The sequence below is a fragment of the Leifsonia sp. NCR5 genome, assembly GCF_002105485.1.
Classification (GTDB): Bacteria; Actinomycetota; Actinomycetes; order Actinomycetales; family Microbacteriaceae; genus Leifsonia.
In genome coordinates, this window is record NZ_NCSR01000016.1 from 66,025 (window position 1) to 82,004 (window position 15,980).

At 68.0% G+C, this 15,980-nt stretch carries 13 protein-coding genes; 1 reads left to right on the forward strand and 12 read right to left on the reverse strand.

Annotation, left to right across the window (positions count from 1 at the left end):
- Positions 1-37 precede the first annotated feature (37 nt).
- The 8 genes from B7438_RS14040 to B7438_RS14075 form a co-directional block, all read right to left on the reverse strand.
- Positions 38-1,900, reverse strand: coding sequence for a nucleoside-diphosphate sugar epimerase/dehydratase (locus B7438_RS14040; protein WP_085370225.1), 1,863 nt, complete (start codon positions 1,898-1,900; stop codon positions 38-40).
- A 171-nt stretch (positions 1,901-2,071) separates the two neighbouring features.
- On the reverse strand, positions 2,072-3,619 hold the full coding sequence (gene guaA, locus B7438_RS14045; protein WP_210723960.1) for a glutamine-hydrolyzing GMP synthase: 1,548 nt from the start codon (positions 3,617-3,619) through the stop codon (positions 2,072-2,074).
- A 61-nt stretch (positions 3,620-3,680) separates the two neighbouring features.
- Positions 3,681-4,130, reverse strand: a complete 450-nt coding sequence (locus B7438_RS14050) for a DUF3817 domain-containing protein (protein WP_085370226.1) — start codon at positions 4,128-4,130, stop codon at positions 3,681-3,683.
- Between the two features lie 4 nt (positions 4,131-4,134).
- Complete coding sequence (locus tag B7438_RS14055) at positions 4,135-4,929, reverse strand: SURF1 family protein (protein WP_085370227.1); 795 nt, start codon at positions 4,927-4,929, stop codon at positions 4,135-4,137.
- Positions 4,930-4,974: 45 nt separating this feature from the next.
- Positions 4,975-6,327, reverse strand: coding sequence for a cation:proton antiporter (locus tag B7438_RS14060; RefSeq protein ID WP_085370228.1), 1,353 nt, complete (start codon positions 6,325-6,327; stop codon positions 4,975-4,977).
- Between the two features lie 2 nt (positions 6,328-6,329).
- Positions 6,330-6,860 (reverse strand): cation:proton antiporter regulatory subunit, encoded by a 531-nt coding sequence (locus B7438_RS14065; protein WP_085370229.1) that lies wholly within the window; start codon positions 6,858-6,860, stop codon positions 6,330-6,332.
- A gap of 87 nt (positions 6,861-6,947) precedes the next feature.
- A complete protein-coding gene (locus B7438_RS14070) occupies positions 6,948-8,735 on the reverse strand; it encodes a glycerol-3-phosphate dehydrogenase/oxidase (protein WP_085370230.1) in 1,788 nt (595 codons plus the stop codon).
- Between the two features lie 37 nt (positions 8,736-8,772).
- On the reverse strand, positions 8,773-9,891 hold the full coding sequence (locus tag B7438_RS14075; protein WP_085370231.1) for a GuaB3 family IMP dehydrogenase-related protein: 1,119 nt from the start codon (positions 9,889-9,891) through the stop codon (positions 8,773-8,775).
- Positions 9,892-9,935: 44 nt separating this feature from the next.
- On the opposite strand from B7438_RS14075, the gene B7438_RS14080 reads away from it, so the two are divergent.
- Positions 9,936-11,081 carry a MalY/PatB family protein gene (locus tag B7438_RS14080; RefSeq protein WP_085370232.1) on the forward strand — a complete coding sequence of 382 codons (1,146 nt, stop codon included), beginning with the start codon at positions 9,936-9,938 and terminating at the stop codon, positions 11,079-11,081.
- Between the two features lie 34 nt (positions 11,082-11,115).
- On the opposite strand, the gene B7438_RS14085 is transcribed toward B7438_RS14080, so the two are convergent.
- From B7438_RS14085 to groES, 4 genes are all read right to left on the reverse strand, one after another.
- The gene (locus tag B7438_RS14085) at positions 11,116-12,804 is read right to left on the reverse strand and encodes an ABC-F family ATP-binding cassette domain-containing protein (protein ID WP_085370233.1); all 1,689 of its coding nucleotides are present in this window, start codon (positions 12,802-12,804) and stop codon (positions 11,116-11,118) included.
- A 97-nt stretch (positions 12,805-12,901) separates the two neighbouring features.
- Positions 12,902-14,404: an IMP dehydrogenase gene (gene guaB / locus B7438_RS14090; RefSeq protein WP_085370234.1), complete on the reverse strand. Its 1,503-nt coding sequence runs from the start codon at positions 14,402-14,404 to the stop codon at positions 12,902-12,904.
- Between the two features lie 88 nt (positions 14,405-14,492).
- The gene (gene rarD, locus B7438_RS14095; protein WP_373270198.1) at positions 14,493-15,464 is read right to left on the reverse strand and encodes an EamA family transporter RarD; all 972 of its coding nucleotides are present in this window, start codon (positions 15,462-15,464) and stop codon (positions 14,493-14,495) included.
- 86 nt (positions 15,465-15,550) lie between these two features.
- On the reverse strand, positions 15,551-15,847 hold the full coding sequence (gene groES / locus B7438_RS14100) for a co-chaperone GroES (RefSeq protein WP_055894868.1): 297 nt from the start codon (positions 15,845-15,847) through the stop codon (positions 15,551-15,553).
- Positions 15,848-15,980: the final 133 nt, after the last annotated feature.

Genomic DNA, 15,980 nt, shown 5'->3' on the forward strand with positions numbered 1-15,980 from the left:
CACGGAGTTCTGGAACGCGACGAAGCGGACGCCGCGGTCACCGCGTCACTCCGCCAAGACTCCCGCGCTCGATCCCGACAATGGCGGTCTCGGCCTGGTCGTCTTCCCAGCGCCGCTGCCACTCCGAGCGATCGAGCCTGCTGGGGTCGATCGGGAGCACTCGCGCGTGCGAGATCAGCGAATGGGTGTGGTGGGCGCCCTTCTCACCGATCCCCGTCAGTTCCTCGTGCAGCTTCTCGCCGTCGCGCAGGCCCGTGTAGATGATCTCCAGGCTCTTGCCGGACTGTGCGATCATGCGCCGGGCGATGTCAAGAATTCGAACCGGCTGGCCCATGTCGAGGATGAGAACCTCGCCCGGGGATCCGATCGCGCCTGCCTGCATCACCAGCTGACAGGCCTCCGGGATCGTCATGAAGTAACGGGTGGCATCCGGGTGCGTCACGGTGAGCGGCTTGTCCGCCGCGATCAGAGCCTGGAACGTCGGCAGGAGCGACCCCCGGCTGCCGAGCACATTGCCGAAGCGCACGGACAGGTATGAGCTCCCCGTCTCCTTGCCCGCCCACGCCGTCAGCCGCTCCGCCGCGCGCTTCGAGTGGCCGAGGATGCTGGTGGGATTGGCCGCCTTGTCGGTCGAGATGTTGACGAAGGTCTCGACGTCTATCTCCATCGCGGCGCGCAGGACATTGAGTGTCCCGAGGACATTGGTCTTCCAGGCCTCGTCCGGGTACTGCTCGAGCATCGGGAGGTGCTTGAGCGCAGCGGCGTGGAACACCACCTCCGGACGACGTGCGATGAAAATCCGCTTGAGAGCGTCAGCGTCGCGGATGTCGGCGAGGATGACGTCGGTCGAGTCCAGCAAGCCGTGCCCGGAGATCTGCAACTGGGTCTGCTGCAGGCCGGTCTCGTCACGGTCGAGCATCATCAGCTCCGCAGGACCGAACTTGGCGATCTGCCTGCAGAGCTCCGAGCCGATCGAGCCGCCGGCGCCGGTGACCAGGATGCGCTTGTTCGACAGGTAGTCGGCGATGGACGCGACGTCCGTGTCGACCGGGTGGCGGCCGATGAGGTCTTCGATGGAGAGGTCGCGCACATCCTTGAGCGTGGCGCGCCCGCCGTTCACGTCATCGAGCTCCGGCAGTACCTTGACCTTGAGGCCGACGGAATCGGCGATCGTCGTGATGCGCTGCAGCAGGTTGGAATCTGCCCGCGCGACACACACGACGAGCGCGGTGGCCCGCGTCGCGTTGGCGACTTTGACGATGTCCTTGAACCGGCCGAGCACCGGCACACCCATCAGGTGCAGATTGCGCTTGCTTCTGTCGTCGTCGAGGAAGCCGACGGGGATGTACTCCGACTCACGGTCGGTGAGCATCCGGCGCACCATGAGACTTCCCATGAAGCCCGCGCCGAGCAGGAGCACGGGCTGCGCGTTGTCGGGCCGCATCCGTTGCGCCACGTACATCCGCTTCAGATACCGCACCGCCCCCATCAACCCGTATGCGATGAAGCCCGAGATCAGCATGAGGCTGCGCGGGACTCCGATCTGGGCGGAGAAGATCACGACGGGCACGGAGGAGAACAGGGCGATCGTGACGACCGTGTATGCCACGGCGCGTGCTTCCTCGAAGCTGCCGTATGTGAACCGTCCGCGGTAGACGCCGAAGGTCCAGCCGAGCAGGAGCTGGAGGACGATCACGACCAGGCAGAGGAAGAGGACGGGCACCCAGTGCACCCGGGAGACGACGAAGTCGTAGCGGAAGACGACGGCGGCGACGATGGCGAGGGCCCAGGCGACCGCATCGGTCAGGTACTGGACGCCGAAGCGGACGAAGATCGACTCACCGCGCGCTCGCGTCTCATCCTGGACGTGAGTGCTCCAGAGCCAGTTCTTCACGGACATCGGTGGTGCGGACTCGCTTTCGTGTACTACGGCATCGGGATGGCGCAGAGGCCGACGCCATTTTCCCACACATTGTCAGGGTTTTCGTACCCTACGGTATTTATCACGTGTTAAGGGCCGGGACGCGCGAGCATCCCGGCCCTTTTCAGGCGGTGGCCTCGGCCGGGCCGCCTACTCCCATTCGATGGTTCCCGGCGGCTTCGACGTGACGTCGAGCACGACGCGGTTGACGCCGTCGACCTCGTTGGTGATGCGGTTGGAGATCTTGGCGAGCAGGTCGTACGGCAGGCGCGTCCAGTCGGCGGTCATCGCGTCTTCGCTGGACACCGGGCGCAGCACGATCGGGTGACCGTATGTGCGGCCGTCGCCCTGCACTCCGACCGAGCGGACGTCGGCAAGGAGCACGACCGGGCACTGCCAGATCTCGGTGTCGAGGCCGGCGGCGGTGAGTTCTGCGCGCACGATGGCGTCCGCGTCGCGGAGGAGGTCGAGACGCTCGCGCGTGACCTCTCCGACGATCCGGATGCCCAGGCCAGGACCGGGGAACGGCTGGCGGCCGACGATCTCCTCCGGGAGGCCGAGCTCGCGGCCGATGGCGCGCACCTCGTCCTTGAACAGGGTGCGCAGCGGCTCGACGAGCTCGAACTGCAGGTCTTCCGGGAGGCCGCCGACGTTGTGGTGGCTCTTGATGTTGGCGGTGCCCGTCCCCCCGCCGGACTCGACCACATCCGGGTACAGGGTGCCCTGCACGAGGAAGCGGATCGGGTCGCCCTCGCTGGCGGCCTCGGCGATCAGGTCGGCCTGGGCCTTCTCGAAGGTGCGGATGAACTCGCGGCCGATGATCTTGCGCTTGGTCTCCGGGTCGCTCACGCCGGCGAGCGCGTCGAGGAACTGGTCCTGCGCGTTCACGGTCACCAGGCGGATGCCCGTGGCCTTGACGTAGTCCTCCTCGACCTGGCGGGCCTCGTCTTTGCGGAGCAGACCGTGGTCGACGAACACGCAGACGAGCTGGTCGCCGACGGCCTCGTGCACGAGCGCGGCGGCCACGGCGGAGTCGACGCCGCCGGACAGGCCGCAGATGACCCGGCCGGAGCCGACCTGGGCGCGGATCGCGGCCACCTGGTCGGCGATCACGTTTCCGCTGTTCCAGTCGGCGGGGATGCCGGCGGCGCGGTGCAGGAAGTTCTCGAGCACGGCTTGGCCGTACGCGGAGTGCTTGACCTCGGGGTGCCACTGCACGCCGTACAGCTTGCGCTCGTCGTTCGCGAAGGCGGCGACCGGGGTGGAGTCGGTGGACGCGAGCACCTCGAAGCCCTCAGGAGCCTTGGAGACCGAGTCTCCGTGGCTCATCCACGCCGTCTGCTCCTCGGGCTGGCCGTCGAGCAAGACGCCCGCGTCGCTGATCCGCACGGCGGTCGAGCCGTACTCGCGCTGACCGGTGTGGGCGACCTCTCCGCCGAGCGCGGTGGCCATCACCTGGAAGCCGTAGCAGATGCCGAGCACGGGGACGCCGAGGTCGAAGATCGCCTCGTCGAGCTGCGGGGCTCCCTCCTCGTAGACGCTGGACGGGCCGCCGGACAGGACGATGCCCGCCGGGCGCTTGGCCGCGATCTCGGAGGCGGTGACGGTGTGCGGCACGATCTCGGAGTAGACGTTCGCCTCGCGCACGCGCCGGGCGATCAGCTGCGCGTACTGCGCGCCGAAGTCGACGACGAGCACCGGACCGGACGGGTTGGCGGAGTCTGCGCCTCCGAGCAGGTCGGAGAATGCTGGGTCAGTGCTAATTTGATGCCTCCACGAGGGTCGCTTCCTCGGCCTCACGGCCGGCCAGATAAGACTTCACCTGCTTGGTGATGCGGGTTTCCACGAAGAACGACAGGAACGGGATGACGCCACCGAGGGCGATCGCCACGAACTTCGTGAAGTTCCACCGCATCAGGCTCCACAGGCGGAAGTCGGAGAACAGGTACACGACGTACAGCCAGCCGTGCGCGATCAGGATGCCCGTGCTCAGGTCGACGCCCGTCGGCGTCACCGGGTCGTTCACCGGAACCAGGGCGAAGACGCCGTGGTTGCCGAACGCGAAGAGCTGGTAGCCCATCCCGTACTTGATGACCATCTCGAGGCAGAGCAGCAGCAGCATGATGCCCGTGATGTATGCGAACACCTGGTAGAACCGGAGCGCCCCGCGGATCTTCGGGAAATCGGCGAGCTTGGGAGCGAGGGGCATGGGTCTATTCTACTTTCCCGAGCGGGGCGGCCGTTCCGGCGGCGAGCTCGCGCAATTCGTCTTCCTTCTCCTTCGCGTCCTTCACCAGGCGATACCAGAAGAAGACCGCGAATCCGGCGAAGATGATCCACTCCGCCGCGTAGAAGATGTTGAGCCAGTTGAGCGTGCGCTCCTGGATGGGCGGGGGCGAGTCGATCTTCGTCAGCCCGGCGGGCGGCGTCTTCTCGACGACGTATGCGGAGTACACATCCATGCCGTCCACACCGGTCCAGAGGTTGTAGAGGGCGGCGACCGACATGGTGGTCATCGCCGTCGGGTGCTTCTTGTCGCTCGGGACCTCCGGCCCCTCGGTCGGCAGCAGCCTGCCGACGATCTCCTGCTGGGCGGCCGGCTCATCGGCGAGCCGCGCCATGACCGACGTCGCGGTCGCTTCGTCGGCGGCCCACCCGCGCGCGACGGCGAGGGCGACGGGACGCGCGCCCTCCTCGGCGCCTGGCACGGTCGCGTGCGCGACGACCCACCAGCCGGCGGTTCCGTGGTTGAGCCTGCCCTGCACCAGCTGATAGTCGGTCGGCACGAACGAGCCGGTCACGCTGATGAGCTGGCCGGTCGCCGTGTCGGCGATCGGGCCGTCCGGCTTCGCCACCTTCGCGAGCGGCAGCACCGTCTCGCTCGGGATCTCGACGACCTTGCCCGCCTCGACGGCGCGTTCCAGCTGCCACTGGCCCAGCCACGCGAATCCACCGGCCAGCAGCAGCGCGAAGACGAGTGCGCCGATCCACCGCGGGCGCAGCATCATCTGTAACAGTGTGGTCTCTCCACTGCCGCTGGTCGTGCTAATGGCTCAGTCCCGCTTTCGGTCGCTGCTGTCTTCGTGCATAGCCTGCTCGACGACGCGGTCGATGGCCTGCCGGGTGTCGTCCGATCGCGCCTCTGGGTCGAGGTCGGCTGTCGCCGCCTCCACGAGCGCGATCTCCTCGTCGAGCATCGGATCGCGCTCGGGTTTCTTCGTGCGCTTCTTCTTCGGGCTTTTGCCGGCCCGGAGAATCATCGCACCGATCTTCTCGGAGTTTGCTGCGAGCACGGGCCCGAGGACGGCCATGATCAGCACGTACAGGCCCGCGAACGGCTGGATGCGTTCATCCAGCCCCGCGCTCAGCGACAGCGTGGCGAGGATCAGCGCGAACTCGCCGCGGTTCTGCAGGATGACAGTGGTGTTGATGCCGGCCTGCACGCCCATCCCATTGATCCAGGCGACGAACTGCCCTGCGAGGATGTTCAGCACGATCGTCAGCAGCACCGCCAGCAGCACGGGGACCACGACGGACGGGAACTGGGCAGGGTTCAGCGCGAGGCCGAAGTTGAGGAAGAAGAACGCGGCGAACACGTCCCGCAACGGGATCGCGATGTGCTCGATCTTGTTGCGGTACTTCGTCGCGCCGAGCACGAGCCCGATGAGGAACGCGCCGATCGCATCCGTGACGCCGAGGATCTCGCCGATGCCGGCGAACAGCACGGCGAAGCCGAAGAACAGGATGGTGAACAGTTCGTCGTCTTTGGTGCGGAACAGCTTGGACACGTACCGGCCGCCGAACCGCGCGATCGTGAACATCACCACGAGGAAGGTGAAGGCGATCGCCAGTTTGGCGACGATCGGCCAGAAGTCCGTCTCGCCGCTCAGCACGACGGAGACGATTGCGAGGTAGATCGCGATGAAGATGTCCTCGACGACGGTGACGCCCAGGATCATCGGCGTCTCTGTGTTCGCCAGACGTTTCAGCTCGATCAGCAGCTTGGTCACGATCGCACTGGACGACGTGGCCGTCATTCCGGCGATGATCAGGGCTTCCCTGGTGCCCCAGCCGACCATGAAGCCGAAGATGAGGCCGACGCCCATGTTCACGACGATGTACGAACCGCCGGAGATGATGAGCTTGCCGAAGTTGCCGAAGAATTCGTCCTGATCGAACTCCAGCCCCAGGTTGAACAGCAGCAGGATCAACCCGAAGATCGCGATGAGCTCGATGTAGTTCGACTCGAAATTGAGCGGGAACCAGCCGGTGTGCGGGCTGGCGAGCAGCCCGACGAGCATGTAGATGGGGATCGCGGGGAGACCCACCAGCTTGCCGAGACGCCCGAGCACGTATGCCACGAGCAGGAGGACGCCGAGAATGATGAGGTCTTCGCCGAGATGCATGGCTACCCCCCAGGCGGTGCGTCGACGGTGGCGCGGACGGGCAGCTCACCGGTGCGGAAGAATGCGAAAGCCTTGGCCACCTTCTCCGGCGACCCCGCGACGACGAGCGTGTCGCCGGGGAACACCTTGAAGTCGGGAGCCGGCGCCGGGTTGGCGGACTCGCCGCGCACGACGGCGACGACGGTCAGCCCGACCATCCCGCGGTCGGCGGGGCTGCCGAGCTGCTGCCCGGCGATGTGGTCTTCGTAGTCGACGCTGAACCAGTCGATGCTGAGGCCGGGGATCTGGTCGAGCGCGGTGAGCGACTCGGTGATCTGCGTGCCACCGAGCAGTTCGGCGAGCGTGTGGGCCTCGTCGTCGTTCAGGCGCAGCGAGACCTTCGTCACGTCTGCACCGTCTTCGTGGTCGGAAAAAGTGATGAGGTCGCTGTGACCGGACCGGTGGGCGATCACGCCGACCTTTCCGCCATCGTCTGTGACGAAGGTATGCAGCACCCCGACCCCGGGCAACTTGACCCGTCGAACGTCAACCATGTTCCGTCTCCAATTGTGTTGGGGGCAGGTGCACCAAGAATACCGGGGCCACCTGAAGGTGGCTCCGGGCTTGATGGTGTATCGGCCCTACTTCGCCGTCTTGGGCGACTTCTCCGCTTTCAGTGCCGCGGCGTCGACATCCACGATGTCCGGCGCCTCCAACCGGATGCGGTCGGCCGATTCGTCGTCCGGCTGAAGCTGGCTCGCGCGTTCGGCGGCGACGCGTTCGAGGTATGTGCGCACCTCGCGCTCCTCGCGCGCCTTGTCCCAGCCGAGCACGCCGGCGAGCAGCCGCGCGGCGACGGGGGCGGCGGACACGCCGCGGTCCCACGCCTCGATCGAGATGCGGGTGCGCCGGGCGAGCACGTCCTCGAGGTGCAGCGCGCCCTCGTGCGACGCCGCGTAGACGACCTCCGCCCCGATGTAGTCGTCCGCGCCGGGCAGCGGGTTGCCGAGCTCCGGATCGTCGCGGACGAGGTCGAGGATGTCCTCGGCCATCGTGCCGTAGCGGTTGAGCAGGTGCTCGATGCGGGCGACGTGCAGGCCGCTGTCCGCCGCGATGCGCTTGCGCCTGTTCCAGGCCGCCTGGTATCCCTCCGCGCCGACGAGGGCGATGTCCATCGTCGCGCTCGCGGGGATCTTGCCATCGAGCGCATCCACGGCCGCGTCGATCGCGTCCTTCGCCATGATGCGGTACGTGGTCCACTTGCCGCCGGCGATCACGACCAGGCCGGGCACGGAGTGCGCGACGAGGTGCTCGCGGGACAGCTTGCTGGTCTGCTCCGACTCCCCGGCGAGCAGAGGCCGCAGCCCGGCGTACACGCCCTCCACGTCCTCGCGGGTCAACGGGATGCCGAGCACCGCGTTCACGTGAGCCAGCAGGTAGTCGATGTCCGCGGCCGTCGCGGCCGGGTGCGCCTTGTCGAGGTGCCAGTCGGTGTCCGTGGTGCCGATCAGCCAGTGCCTGCCCCACGGGATGACGAAGAGCACGCTCTTCTCCGTGCGCAGCAGCAGGCCCATCTTCGACTGGAACCTGTCGCGCGGCACCACCAGGTGGATGCCTTTGGAGGCCCGCACCTTGAACTGGCCGCGCTCCCCCACCATCGCCTGGGTGTCGTCCGTCCACACGCCGGTCGCGTTGACGACCTGCTTGGCCCGGATCTCGAACCGCTCCCCGGTCTCCAGGTCGTGCGCCTGCACGCCGACCACGCGCTCGCCCACCTTGATGAAGCCCTCGACGCGCACCCTGGTGGCCACGTGGGCCCCGTAGTGCGCTGCGGTGCGGGCGAGGTTCGCGACATAGCGCGCGTCGTCCACCTGCGCGTCGTAGTAGGTGATGCCGCCGACCAGCGCGTCGTTCGCCAGGCTCGGGATGGCGCGCTGCACCTGCCGCTTGGACAGGTGACGGTGGTGCGGAACGCCCGGCGGGCGGAGGCCGGTGTAGGAGAAGATGTCGTACAGCATCATGCCGGCGCCGACGTATGCGCGCTCGACCACCCGCTTCTTGAGGGGGTAGAGGAAGCGCACCGGCTTCACCAGGTGCGGGGCGATGCGCTGCAGCAGCAGGCCGCGTTCGATCAGCGCCTCGCGCACCAGCCGGAAGTCGAGCTGCTCCAGGTACCGGATGCCGCCGTGCACGAGCTTCGACGACCTGCTCGACGTGCCGGAGGCGAAGTCGCGCGCCTCGACGAGTCCGACGCTGAGGCCGCGGGTGACCGCATCCACCGCGCTGCCTGTGCCGACGATGCCGCCGCCGACCACGAGGATGTCGAGCTCGGTGTCTTTGAGCGCGGCGATCGCGTCAGCTCGCTCTGCGGGGCCGAGCCGTGACGGATACGTCACGGCGGGGTTGGACGCGGATCCTTGTGTGACCATCGTTCTCTCCCTAACTCGGCCGCCATCGGCCGACGTCTTATTGCGCTCGGTACGGCGCGACGACGACCTCGACGCGCTGGAACTCCTTCAAGTCCGAGTATCCCGTGGTTGCCATCGAGCGTCGAAGGGCTCCCACCAGATTCGCAGAGCCTTCGGCCACCGGGGCCGGGCCGTACAGGATCTCCTCGAGCGGGGCGACCTGCCCGACGGAGACGCGGTTGCCGCGCGGCAGCTGCGAGTGGTGCGCCTCTGCACCCCAGTGGTATCCGCCGCCAGGAGCGTCCGTCGCCCTGGCCAGCGTCGAGCCGAGCATGACGGCGTCCGCACCGCAGGCGATGGCCTTGACGATGTCGCCGGAGCTGCCGAGGCCGCCGTCGGCGATGACGTGCACGTAGCGTCCGCCCGACTCGTCCATGTAGTCGCGGCGAGCGCCGGCGACGTCGGCGACTGCCGTGGCCATCGGAGCGTGGATGCCCAGGGTCGAGCGGGTGGTGGATGCCGCGCCGCCGCCGAAGCCGACGAGCACGCCGGCAGCACCGGTGCGCATCAGGTGCAGAGCGGCCGTGTACGTGGCCGCGCCGCCGACGATGACGGGCACATCCAGTTCGTAGATGAACTTCTTGAGGTTGAGCGGCTCGACGCTCTTGGAGACGTGCTCGGCGGACACCGTGGTTCCGCGGATCACGAACAGGTCGACGCCGGCGGCGACGACGGTCTCGTAGAGCTCCTGCGTTCGCTGCGGGGAGAGCGCGCCGGCGACGGTGACGCCGCCCTCGCGGATCTCGGCCAGGCGTGCCGTGACGAGCTCCGGCTTGATCGGCTCCGCGTAGATCTCCTGCATCCTGGCCGTCGCCTTGTCGGCGGGGAGGCCGCGGATCTCGGCGAGCAGCGGCTCCGGGTCTTCATAGCGGGTCCAGACGCCTTCGAGGTCGAGGACGCCGAGACCGCCGAGCTGGCCCATCATGATCGCGGTGGTCGGAGAGACGACCGAGTCCATCGGCGCTGCGAGGAACGGGATGGAGAACTGGTACGCGTCGATGGACCACGACACCGACACACCTTCGGGGTCGCGGGTGCGCCGGCTCGGAACCACGGCGATGTCATCGAAGGCGTAAACGCGGCGAGCGCGCTTGGCGCGCCCGATCTCAATCTCCATACTCACTCGTTCAGTCTATGGCGGAGGGCTGGCAGAGTGGTCCCATGACGGTCGAAGCCTCCCCGCTCTCCCAGCTCAGGACCCGCACCAGCGAGAAGTGGCGCGCGTATCCGGACGATGTGCTCCCGCTGTTCGTCGCCGAGATGGACTACCCGCTCGCCGAGCCGGTCGCCGCTGCGCTGCACGACGCCATCTCCCGCTCCGACACCGGATACATCGGGCCGGACGACGCCGCGAAGCGCGCCCTCGCCGACTTCGCCTCCGCATCCTGGGGCTGGGAGGTGGAGCCGGAGCGCACGCTGACGACCACGGACGTGAGCGTCGTCATCGTCGAATCCCTGCGGCTGGCGATCCGGCCGGGCGACCGGGTGATCATCACGCCCCCGGTCTACCCGCCGTTCTTCGAGCTGGTGCCGGAGGCCGGCGGGGTGGTCGACGAGGTGCCGCTGCTGTTCTCCGATGCAGCCGGCTGGGCGCTCGACCTGGACGGCATCGAGCGCGCGTTCGCCGCGGGCGCCCGTGCGTTCCTGCTCTGCAACCCGCACAACCCGCTCGGGCTGGTGCACTCCTCCGAGCAACTGGCGGAGGTGGCCGCGCTGGCCGCGCGGTACGACGCCGTGGTGGTCAGCGACGAGGTGCACGCGCCGCTGACCCACCCGGACGCCACGTTCACCCCGTTCCTCTCCGTCTCCGCGGAGGCCCGCCGCCACGGGATCGCCGCCCACGCCGCGAGCAAGGCCTGGAACCTCGCCGGGCTGAAGTGCGCGTTCTTCGTGACGGCCGATGACAGGATGACCGACCGCATCCGGTCGCTGCCCATCGAAGTGGAGGTGCGCACAAGCCACCTCGGACGCATCGCCACCGAGGCCGCATACCGCGACGGCCGCGCCTGGCTGGCGGATGCGCTGGCCGCCATCGGCAGCAATCGCGTGCGGCTCACGACGCTGCTGGCCGAGCACCTCCCGGATGCGCGCTACCGCGAACCGCACGCGAGCTACCTCGCCTGGGTGGATCTGCGCGCGCTCGGCTGGGGAGACGACCCGAGCGCGCGCATCCTGGACGAGGCGAAGGTGGCGCTGAACCCCGGCACCGACTTCGGCCGGCAGGGCGCCGGGTTCGTACGACTGAACTTCGCGTGCTCGCCCGCAGTGCTGGAGGAGGCGGTCACGCGCATCGCCCGGATGCGCTGACCCGGGGTGCGCTGACCCCGGATGCGCTGACCCGTCAGCGCGCCCTCGCCACCCGCCCCTCGTCCCACACCGGCTCGCCCGTCTCGTACACCTCGCCGTCCGCGCCGAAGACGAGGAACCGGTCGAACCCGCGCGCGAACCAGCGGTCGTGGGTCACCGCGAGCACCGTTCCCTCGAAACCGGCCAGTCCGTCTTCGAGAGCCTCCGCCGACACCAGGTCGAGGTTGTCCGTCGGCTCGTCGAGGAGCAGCAGCGTCGCCCCGGACAGTTCGAGCAGGAGGATCTGCAGCCGCGCCTGCTGCCCACCGGACAGCGACTCGAAGTTCTGCTCGGCCGCGACGGCGAGGCCATAGCGGTCCAGCACCCTGCTGGCCGCCTCCCTCGGCATCCCGTCCCTGCGGTCGTCGCCGCGGTGCAGGATGTCGAGCAGCGTCCTGCCGACCAGCTCCGGATGCTCGTGGGCCTGCGCGAACAACCCGGGTGCAACGCGCGCCCCGAGCTTCACGACGCCGGTGTGCGGCACCGGAGTCCCCGCGACCTCCGCAGACGCCAGGTGACCGGCCGCCGGATCGGGATCGGTCCCTCCCGCGGCCAGCAGCCGCAGGAAGTGCGACTTGCCGGAGCCGTTGGAGCCGAGCACGGCGATGCGCTCGCCGAACCAGACCTCCGCGTCGAACCGGCGCATCAGCCCGGTCAGTTCCAGGCCGTGGCATTCGACGACGCGGCGTCCCGTGCGAGCGCCGGTCAGCCGCATCCGCACGTTCTGCTCGCGCGGCCTCGCCTCCGGCGGACCGGCTGCGAGGAACTTCGCGAGCCTGGTCTGAGCAGCCTGGTACGCGGAGGCGAGATCGCTGTTGTACTTCGCCTTCTCCTTGAAGCGCAGCACGAGCGCCGTGAGCTTCGCGTGCTCCTCGTCCCAGCGCCTGCGCAACTCGTCCAGGCGCTCCATGCGCTCCTCGCGGGCCGCGTGGTAGCCGCCGAAACCGCCGCCGTGCGTCCAGGTGGTGTTGCCTGCCGCGCCGAGCTCCAGGGTGACGATTCGATCGGCGGCGCTCGCGAGCAACTCCCTGTCGTGCGAGACGAGCAGCACCGTCTTGCGCGTGGCGCGCAGCTGCTCCTCCAGCCAGCGCTTGCCTGGCACATCCAGGTAGTTGTCCGGCTCGTCGAGCAGCAGCACCTGCTCCGGACCGCGCAGCAGCGCCTCCAGCACGACGCGCTTCTGCTCCCCGCCGGACAGACTGCGCACCGGCCGCAGCCTGGCGCGCTCGAACGGGATGCCGAGCGCCGCGACCGTGCAGTTGTCCCAGAGCACTTCCTGGTCGTATCCGCCCGCATCCGCGTACTCGGCGATGGCCGTGGCGTAGCGCAGCTGGGTGTCCGTCTCGTCGCGCTCGATGATCGCGTCCTCCGCGGCGATCAGCCGCTCGGCCGCCGCGCGCACAGCGGGAGGGGCCACCTGCACGAGGAGGTCGTGCACCGTCCGGTCGTCGCGCACGTGGCCGACGAACTGGTCCATCACCCCGAGACCGCCGTCGATGACCACCGAACCGGAATCCGGTCGCAGCTCGCCCCGGATGATCCGCAGCAGCGTCGATTTCCCCGCGCCGTTCGCGCCGATCAGCGCCGAGACGCGTCCGTCACCCACTCGGAACGAGACGTCGTCGAGCAGCGGCCGGCCGTCGGCGAGGGTGTACGAGACGCCTGAGACGTCGATGTGGCCCATGACGGGACTCCTGAACTGGATGCGGACAAAGCCTTCCAGAATAGACGAAACCGCCGCCCACGGGGAGTGGACGGCGGTTTCGGTGGAGCAGGTGGCGTCAGCGCGTGTAGTTCGGCGACTCGACGACCATCTGGATGTCGTGCGGGTGCGACTCCTTGAGCCCGGCCGGCGTGATGCGCACGAACTTGCCGCGCTCCTTGAGCTCGGGGATGGTGCGGGCGCCGACGTAGAACATCGACTGACGCAGGCCCCCGAGCAGCTGGTACGCCACGGCGGACAGCGGGCCGCGGTACGGGACCTGACCCTCGATGCCCTCGGCGATGAGCTGCTCGTCGCTCGGGACGTCCGCCTGGAAGTAGCGGTCGCGGGAGTACGAGGTCTTCTTGCCGCGGGTCTGCATCGCGCCGAGCGAGCCCATGCCTCGATAGTTCTTGAACTGCTTGCCGTTGACGAAGACCAGGTCGCCGGGCGACTCGGCGGTTCCGGCGAGCAGCGAGCCGAGCATGACGGTGTCCGCTCCGGCGACGAGCGCCTTCGCGATGTCTCCCGAGTACTGCAGGCCGCCGTCGGCGATCAGCGGCACACCGGCCGGACGCGCGGCGAGCGAGGACTCGTAGACGGCGGTCACCTGCGGAACGCCGACGCCGGCGACGACGCGGGTGGTGCAGATGGAGCCTGGTCCGACGCCGACCTTGATCGCGTCGGCGCCGGCGTCGATCAGTGCCTGAGCACCGGAGCGGGTGGCCGCCTGGCCGCCGATCACGTCGACGTGGGCGGCGCGCGGCTCGTGCTTGAGCCTGCTGATGATGTCGAGGACGCCGCGGCTCTCGCCGTTCGCCGTGTCGACGACGATCACGTCGACTCCGGCGTCGATGAGGGTCATCGCGCGCTCCCAGCCGTCGCCGAAGAAGCCGATGGCCGCGCCGACGCGCAGGCGGCCCTCGTCGTCCTTGGTGGCGTTCGGGTACTTCTCGCTCTTGTCGAAGTCCTTGACGGTGATGAGACCGCGCAGGCGACCGTCGGCGTCGACCAGCGGAAGCTTCTCGATCTTGTGCTCGGCGAAGATGGCGACGGCGGAGTCCGGGTCGATGCCGACCGGCGCGGTGATCAGCGGCATGCGGGTCATCACGTCGCGCACGTACGTGCTGGTGCGCTCGAACGGCGACACGAAACGCATGTCGCGGTTGGTGATGATGCCGACGAGCTTGCCGTCCGCCTCGACAACGGGGAGGCCGCTCACGCGGAACTGGCCGCAGAGCGCATCCACTACTTCGACGGTGGCGTCAGGAGTGGTGGTGACCGGGTTGGTGATCATGCCGGACTCCGACCGCTTGACCTTGTCGACGTGTGCCGCCTGGTCTTCGATCGAGAGGTTGCGGTGCAGGATGCCGATGCCGCCCTGGCGCGCCATGGCGACGGCCATGCGGGACTCGGTGACGGTGTCCATCGCGCTCGACAGGAGCGGGGCGGAGACCGAGATGCGCTTGGTGAGCCGCGAGGAGGTGTCGACCTCGCTCGGGATGACGTCCGTGTAGCCAGGAAGCAGCATCACGTCGTCGTAGGTCAAACCGATGAAACCGAACGGATCCGACTGATCCATTTCACCCCTTAGTCGTTGCGGAGTTGGAAGAAGTCCGCCGCCACCAGCGCCTGCGGATAATCAATCGTAACGGCAGAACCCTGGTGTTTTATTCCACGGTCGCGACGTCGAGTTCCGCGCCTTTCCGCCCGGAGCGGCTGGCGACGATCATGTCGACGCACAGGATGAGCAGCGCCAGCCAGACGATGGCGAACCCGAACCAGCGCTCGGGTGGCATGGCCTCGTGCAACACGACGACGCCCACCAGGAACTGGATGAACGGCGCGAAGTACTGGATGAACCCCATGTAGACCAGCGGCAGCCTCCGTGACGCGGCGGCGAAGAACAGCAGGGGAACGGCCGTGATCACGCCCGCGCCAGCCATCGCGACCGTGTGCCAGACGCTCACGGTGCCGATGGTGATGCCGACCGTCGCGCCCACCACCACCAGCTGCACGATGGCGACCGGCGTCAGCCACATGGTCTCCAAGGTGAGCCCGGAGACCGCATCCACCGCCCCGCCGACGCGCTTCTTGATCAGGCCGTACAGCCCGAACGAGAACGCCAGGATGAGGGCGATCCACGGCATCGAGCCGTAGCCGATCGCCAGCACGACCACGGCGACGATGCTCACGCCGACCGCCACCCACTGCGCGACCCGCAGCTTCTCGCGCTGCACGAGAACACCGAGGAACACGGTGACGATCGGGTTGATGAAGTAGCCGAGCGCCGCCTCCACGACGTGCCCGCTGACCGTCGCGAGCACGTAGGTCTGCCAGTTCACGTAGATGAGGGCGCCGGCGACGCCCATCGTGAACACGACGCGCTTGTTCAGCAGCAGCGCTCCGAACACCCGCCAGCTGCGGGTGACGGTGAGCAGGATGGCACAGAACACGAGGGAGAACAGCACCCGCCACGCCACGATCTCCCACGCGCTCGCCGGCACCAGCGACAGGAAGTAGATCGGCAGGATGCCCCAGAGCACGTATGCGGAGATGGCGTAGACGAGTCCGGAGCGGCGATGTTCGGACAGCGGCTTCTCCGTGACGGTCTGGTCGGGGGTGGTTTCGCTCTGGGACACGGAGCGATCCTACGCGGGGCTGCCGACGCCGGGACGCGAAAGGGCCCGGATGCGCGTGCGCATCCGGGCCCTCGAACAGCCGGTCGTCAGCGGACGACGACGGCCAGAACGTCGCGAGCGGAGAGGACGAGGTAGTCCTCGCCACCGAACTTGACCTCGGTTCCCCCGTACTTGGAGTAGATGACCTTGTCGCCGACGGCGACGTCGAGCGGAACGCGGTTGCCGTTGTCGTCGATGCGGCCGGGGCCGACGGCGACGACTTCACCCTCCTGCGGCTTCTCCTTGGCAGTGTCAGGAATGACCAGACCAGATGCAGTGGTCTGCTCAGCCTCGACCTGCTTGATGACGATGCGATCCTCGAGCGGCTTGATGGAGACCGACACGTTTGACCCTCTTTCCTACAAACACAGGCGTGAACAAAGACGTGAGTTAGCAAACTCATAGTGAGAGTGCTAATAGGAGTTTAGGGGGTGCGTTAGCAGTCACGCAACGTGAGTGCCAAGAGGGTAGCGTGAG

Coding starts and splice junctions, on each gene's coding strand:
- B7438_RS14055 (WP_085370227.1), bottom strand. CDS start 4,929: ATGATGCTGCGCCCGCGGTGGATCGGCGCACTCGTCTTCGCGCTGCTG.
- B7438_RS14080 (WP_085370232.1), top strand. CDS start 9,936: ATGACGGTCGAAGCCTCCCCGCTCTCCCAGCTCAGGACCCGCACCAGC.
- B7438_RS14085 (WP_085370233.1), bottom strand. CDS start 12,804: ATGGGCCACATCGACGTCTCAGGCGTCTCGTACACCCTCGCCGACGGC.
- B7438_RS14040 (WP_085370225.1), bottom strand. CDS start 1,900: ATGTCCGTGAAGAACTGGCTCTGGAGCACTCACGTCCAGGATGAGACG.
- B7438_RS14070 (WP_085370230.1), bottom strand. CDS start 8,735: ATGGTCACACAAGGATCCGCGTCCAACCCCGCCGTGACGTATCCGTCA.
- guaB (WP_085370234.1), bottom strand. CDS start 14,404: ATGGATCAGTCGGATCCGTTCGGTTTCATCGGTTTGACCTACGACGAC.
- B7438_RS14050 (WP_085370226.1), bottom strand. CDS start 4,130: ATGCCCCTCGCTCCCAAGCTCGCCGATTTCCCGAAGATCCGCGGGGCG.
- B7438_RS14065 (WP_085370229.1), bottom strand. CDS start 6,860: ATGGTTGACGTTCGACGGGTCAAGTTGCCCGGGGTCGGGGTGCTGCAT.
- B7438_RS14075 (WP_085370231.1), bottom strand. CDS start 9,891: ATGGAGATTGAGATCGGGCGCGCCAAGCGCGCTCGCCGCGTTTACGCC.
- B7438_RS14060 (WP_085370228.1), bottom strand. CDS start 6,327: ATGCATCTCGGCGAAGACCTCATCATTCTCGGCGTCCTCCTGCTCGTG.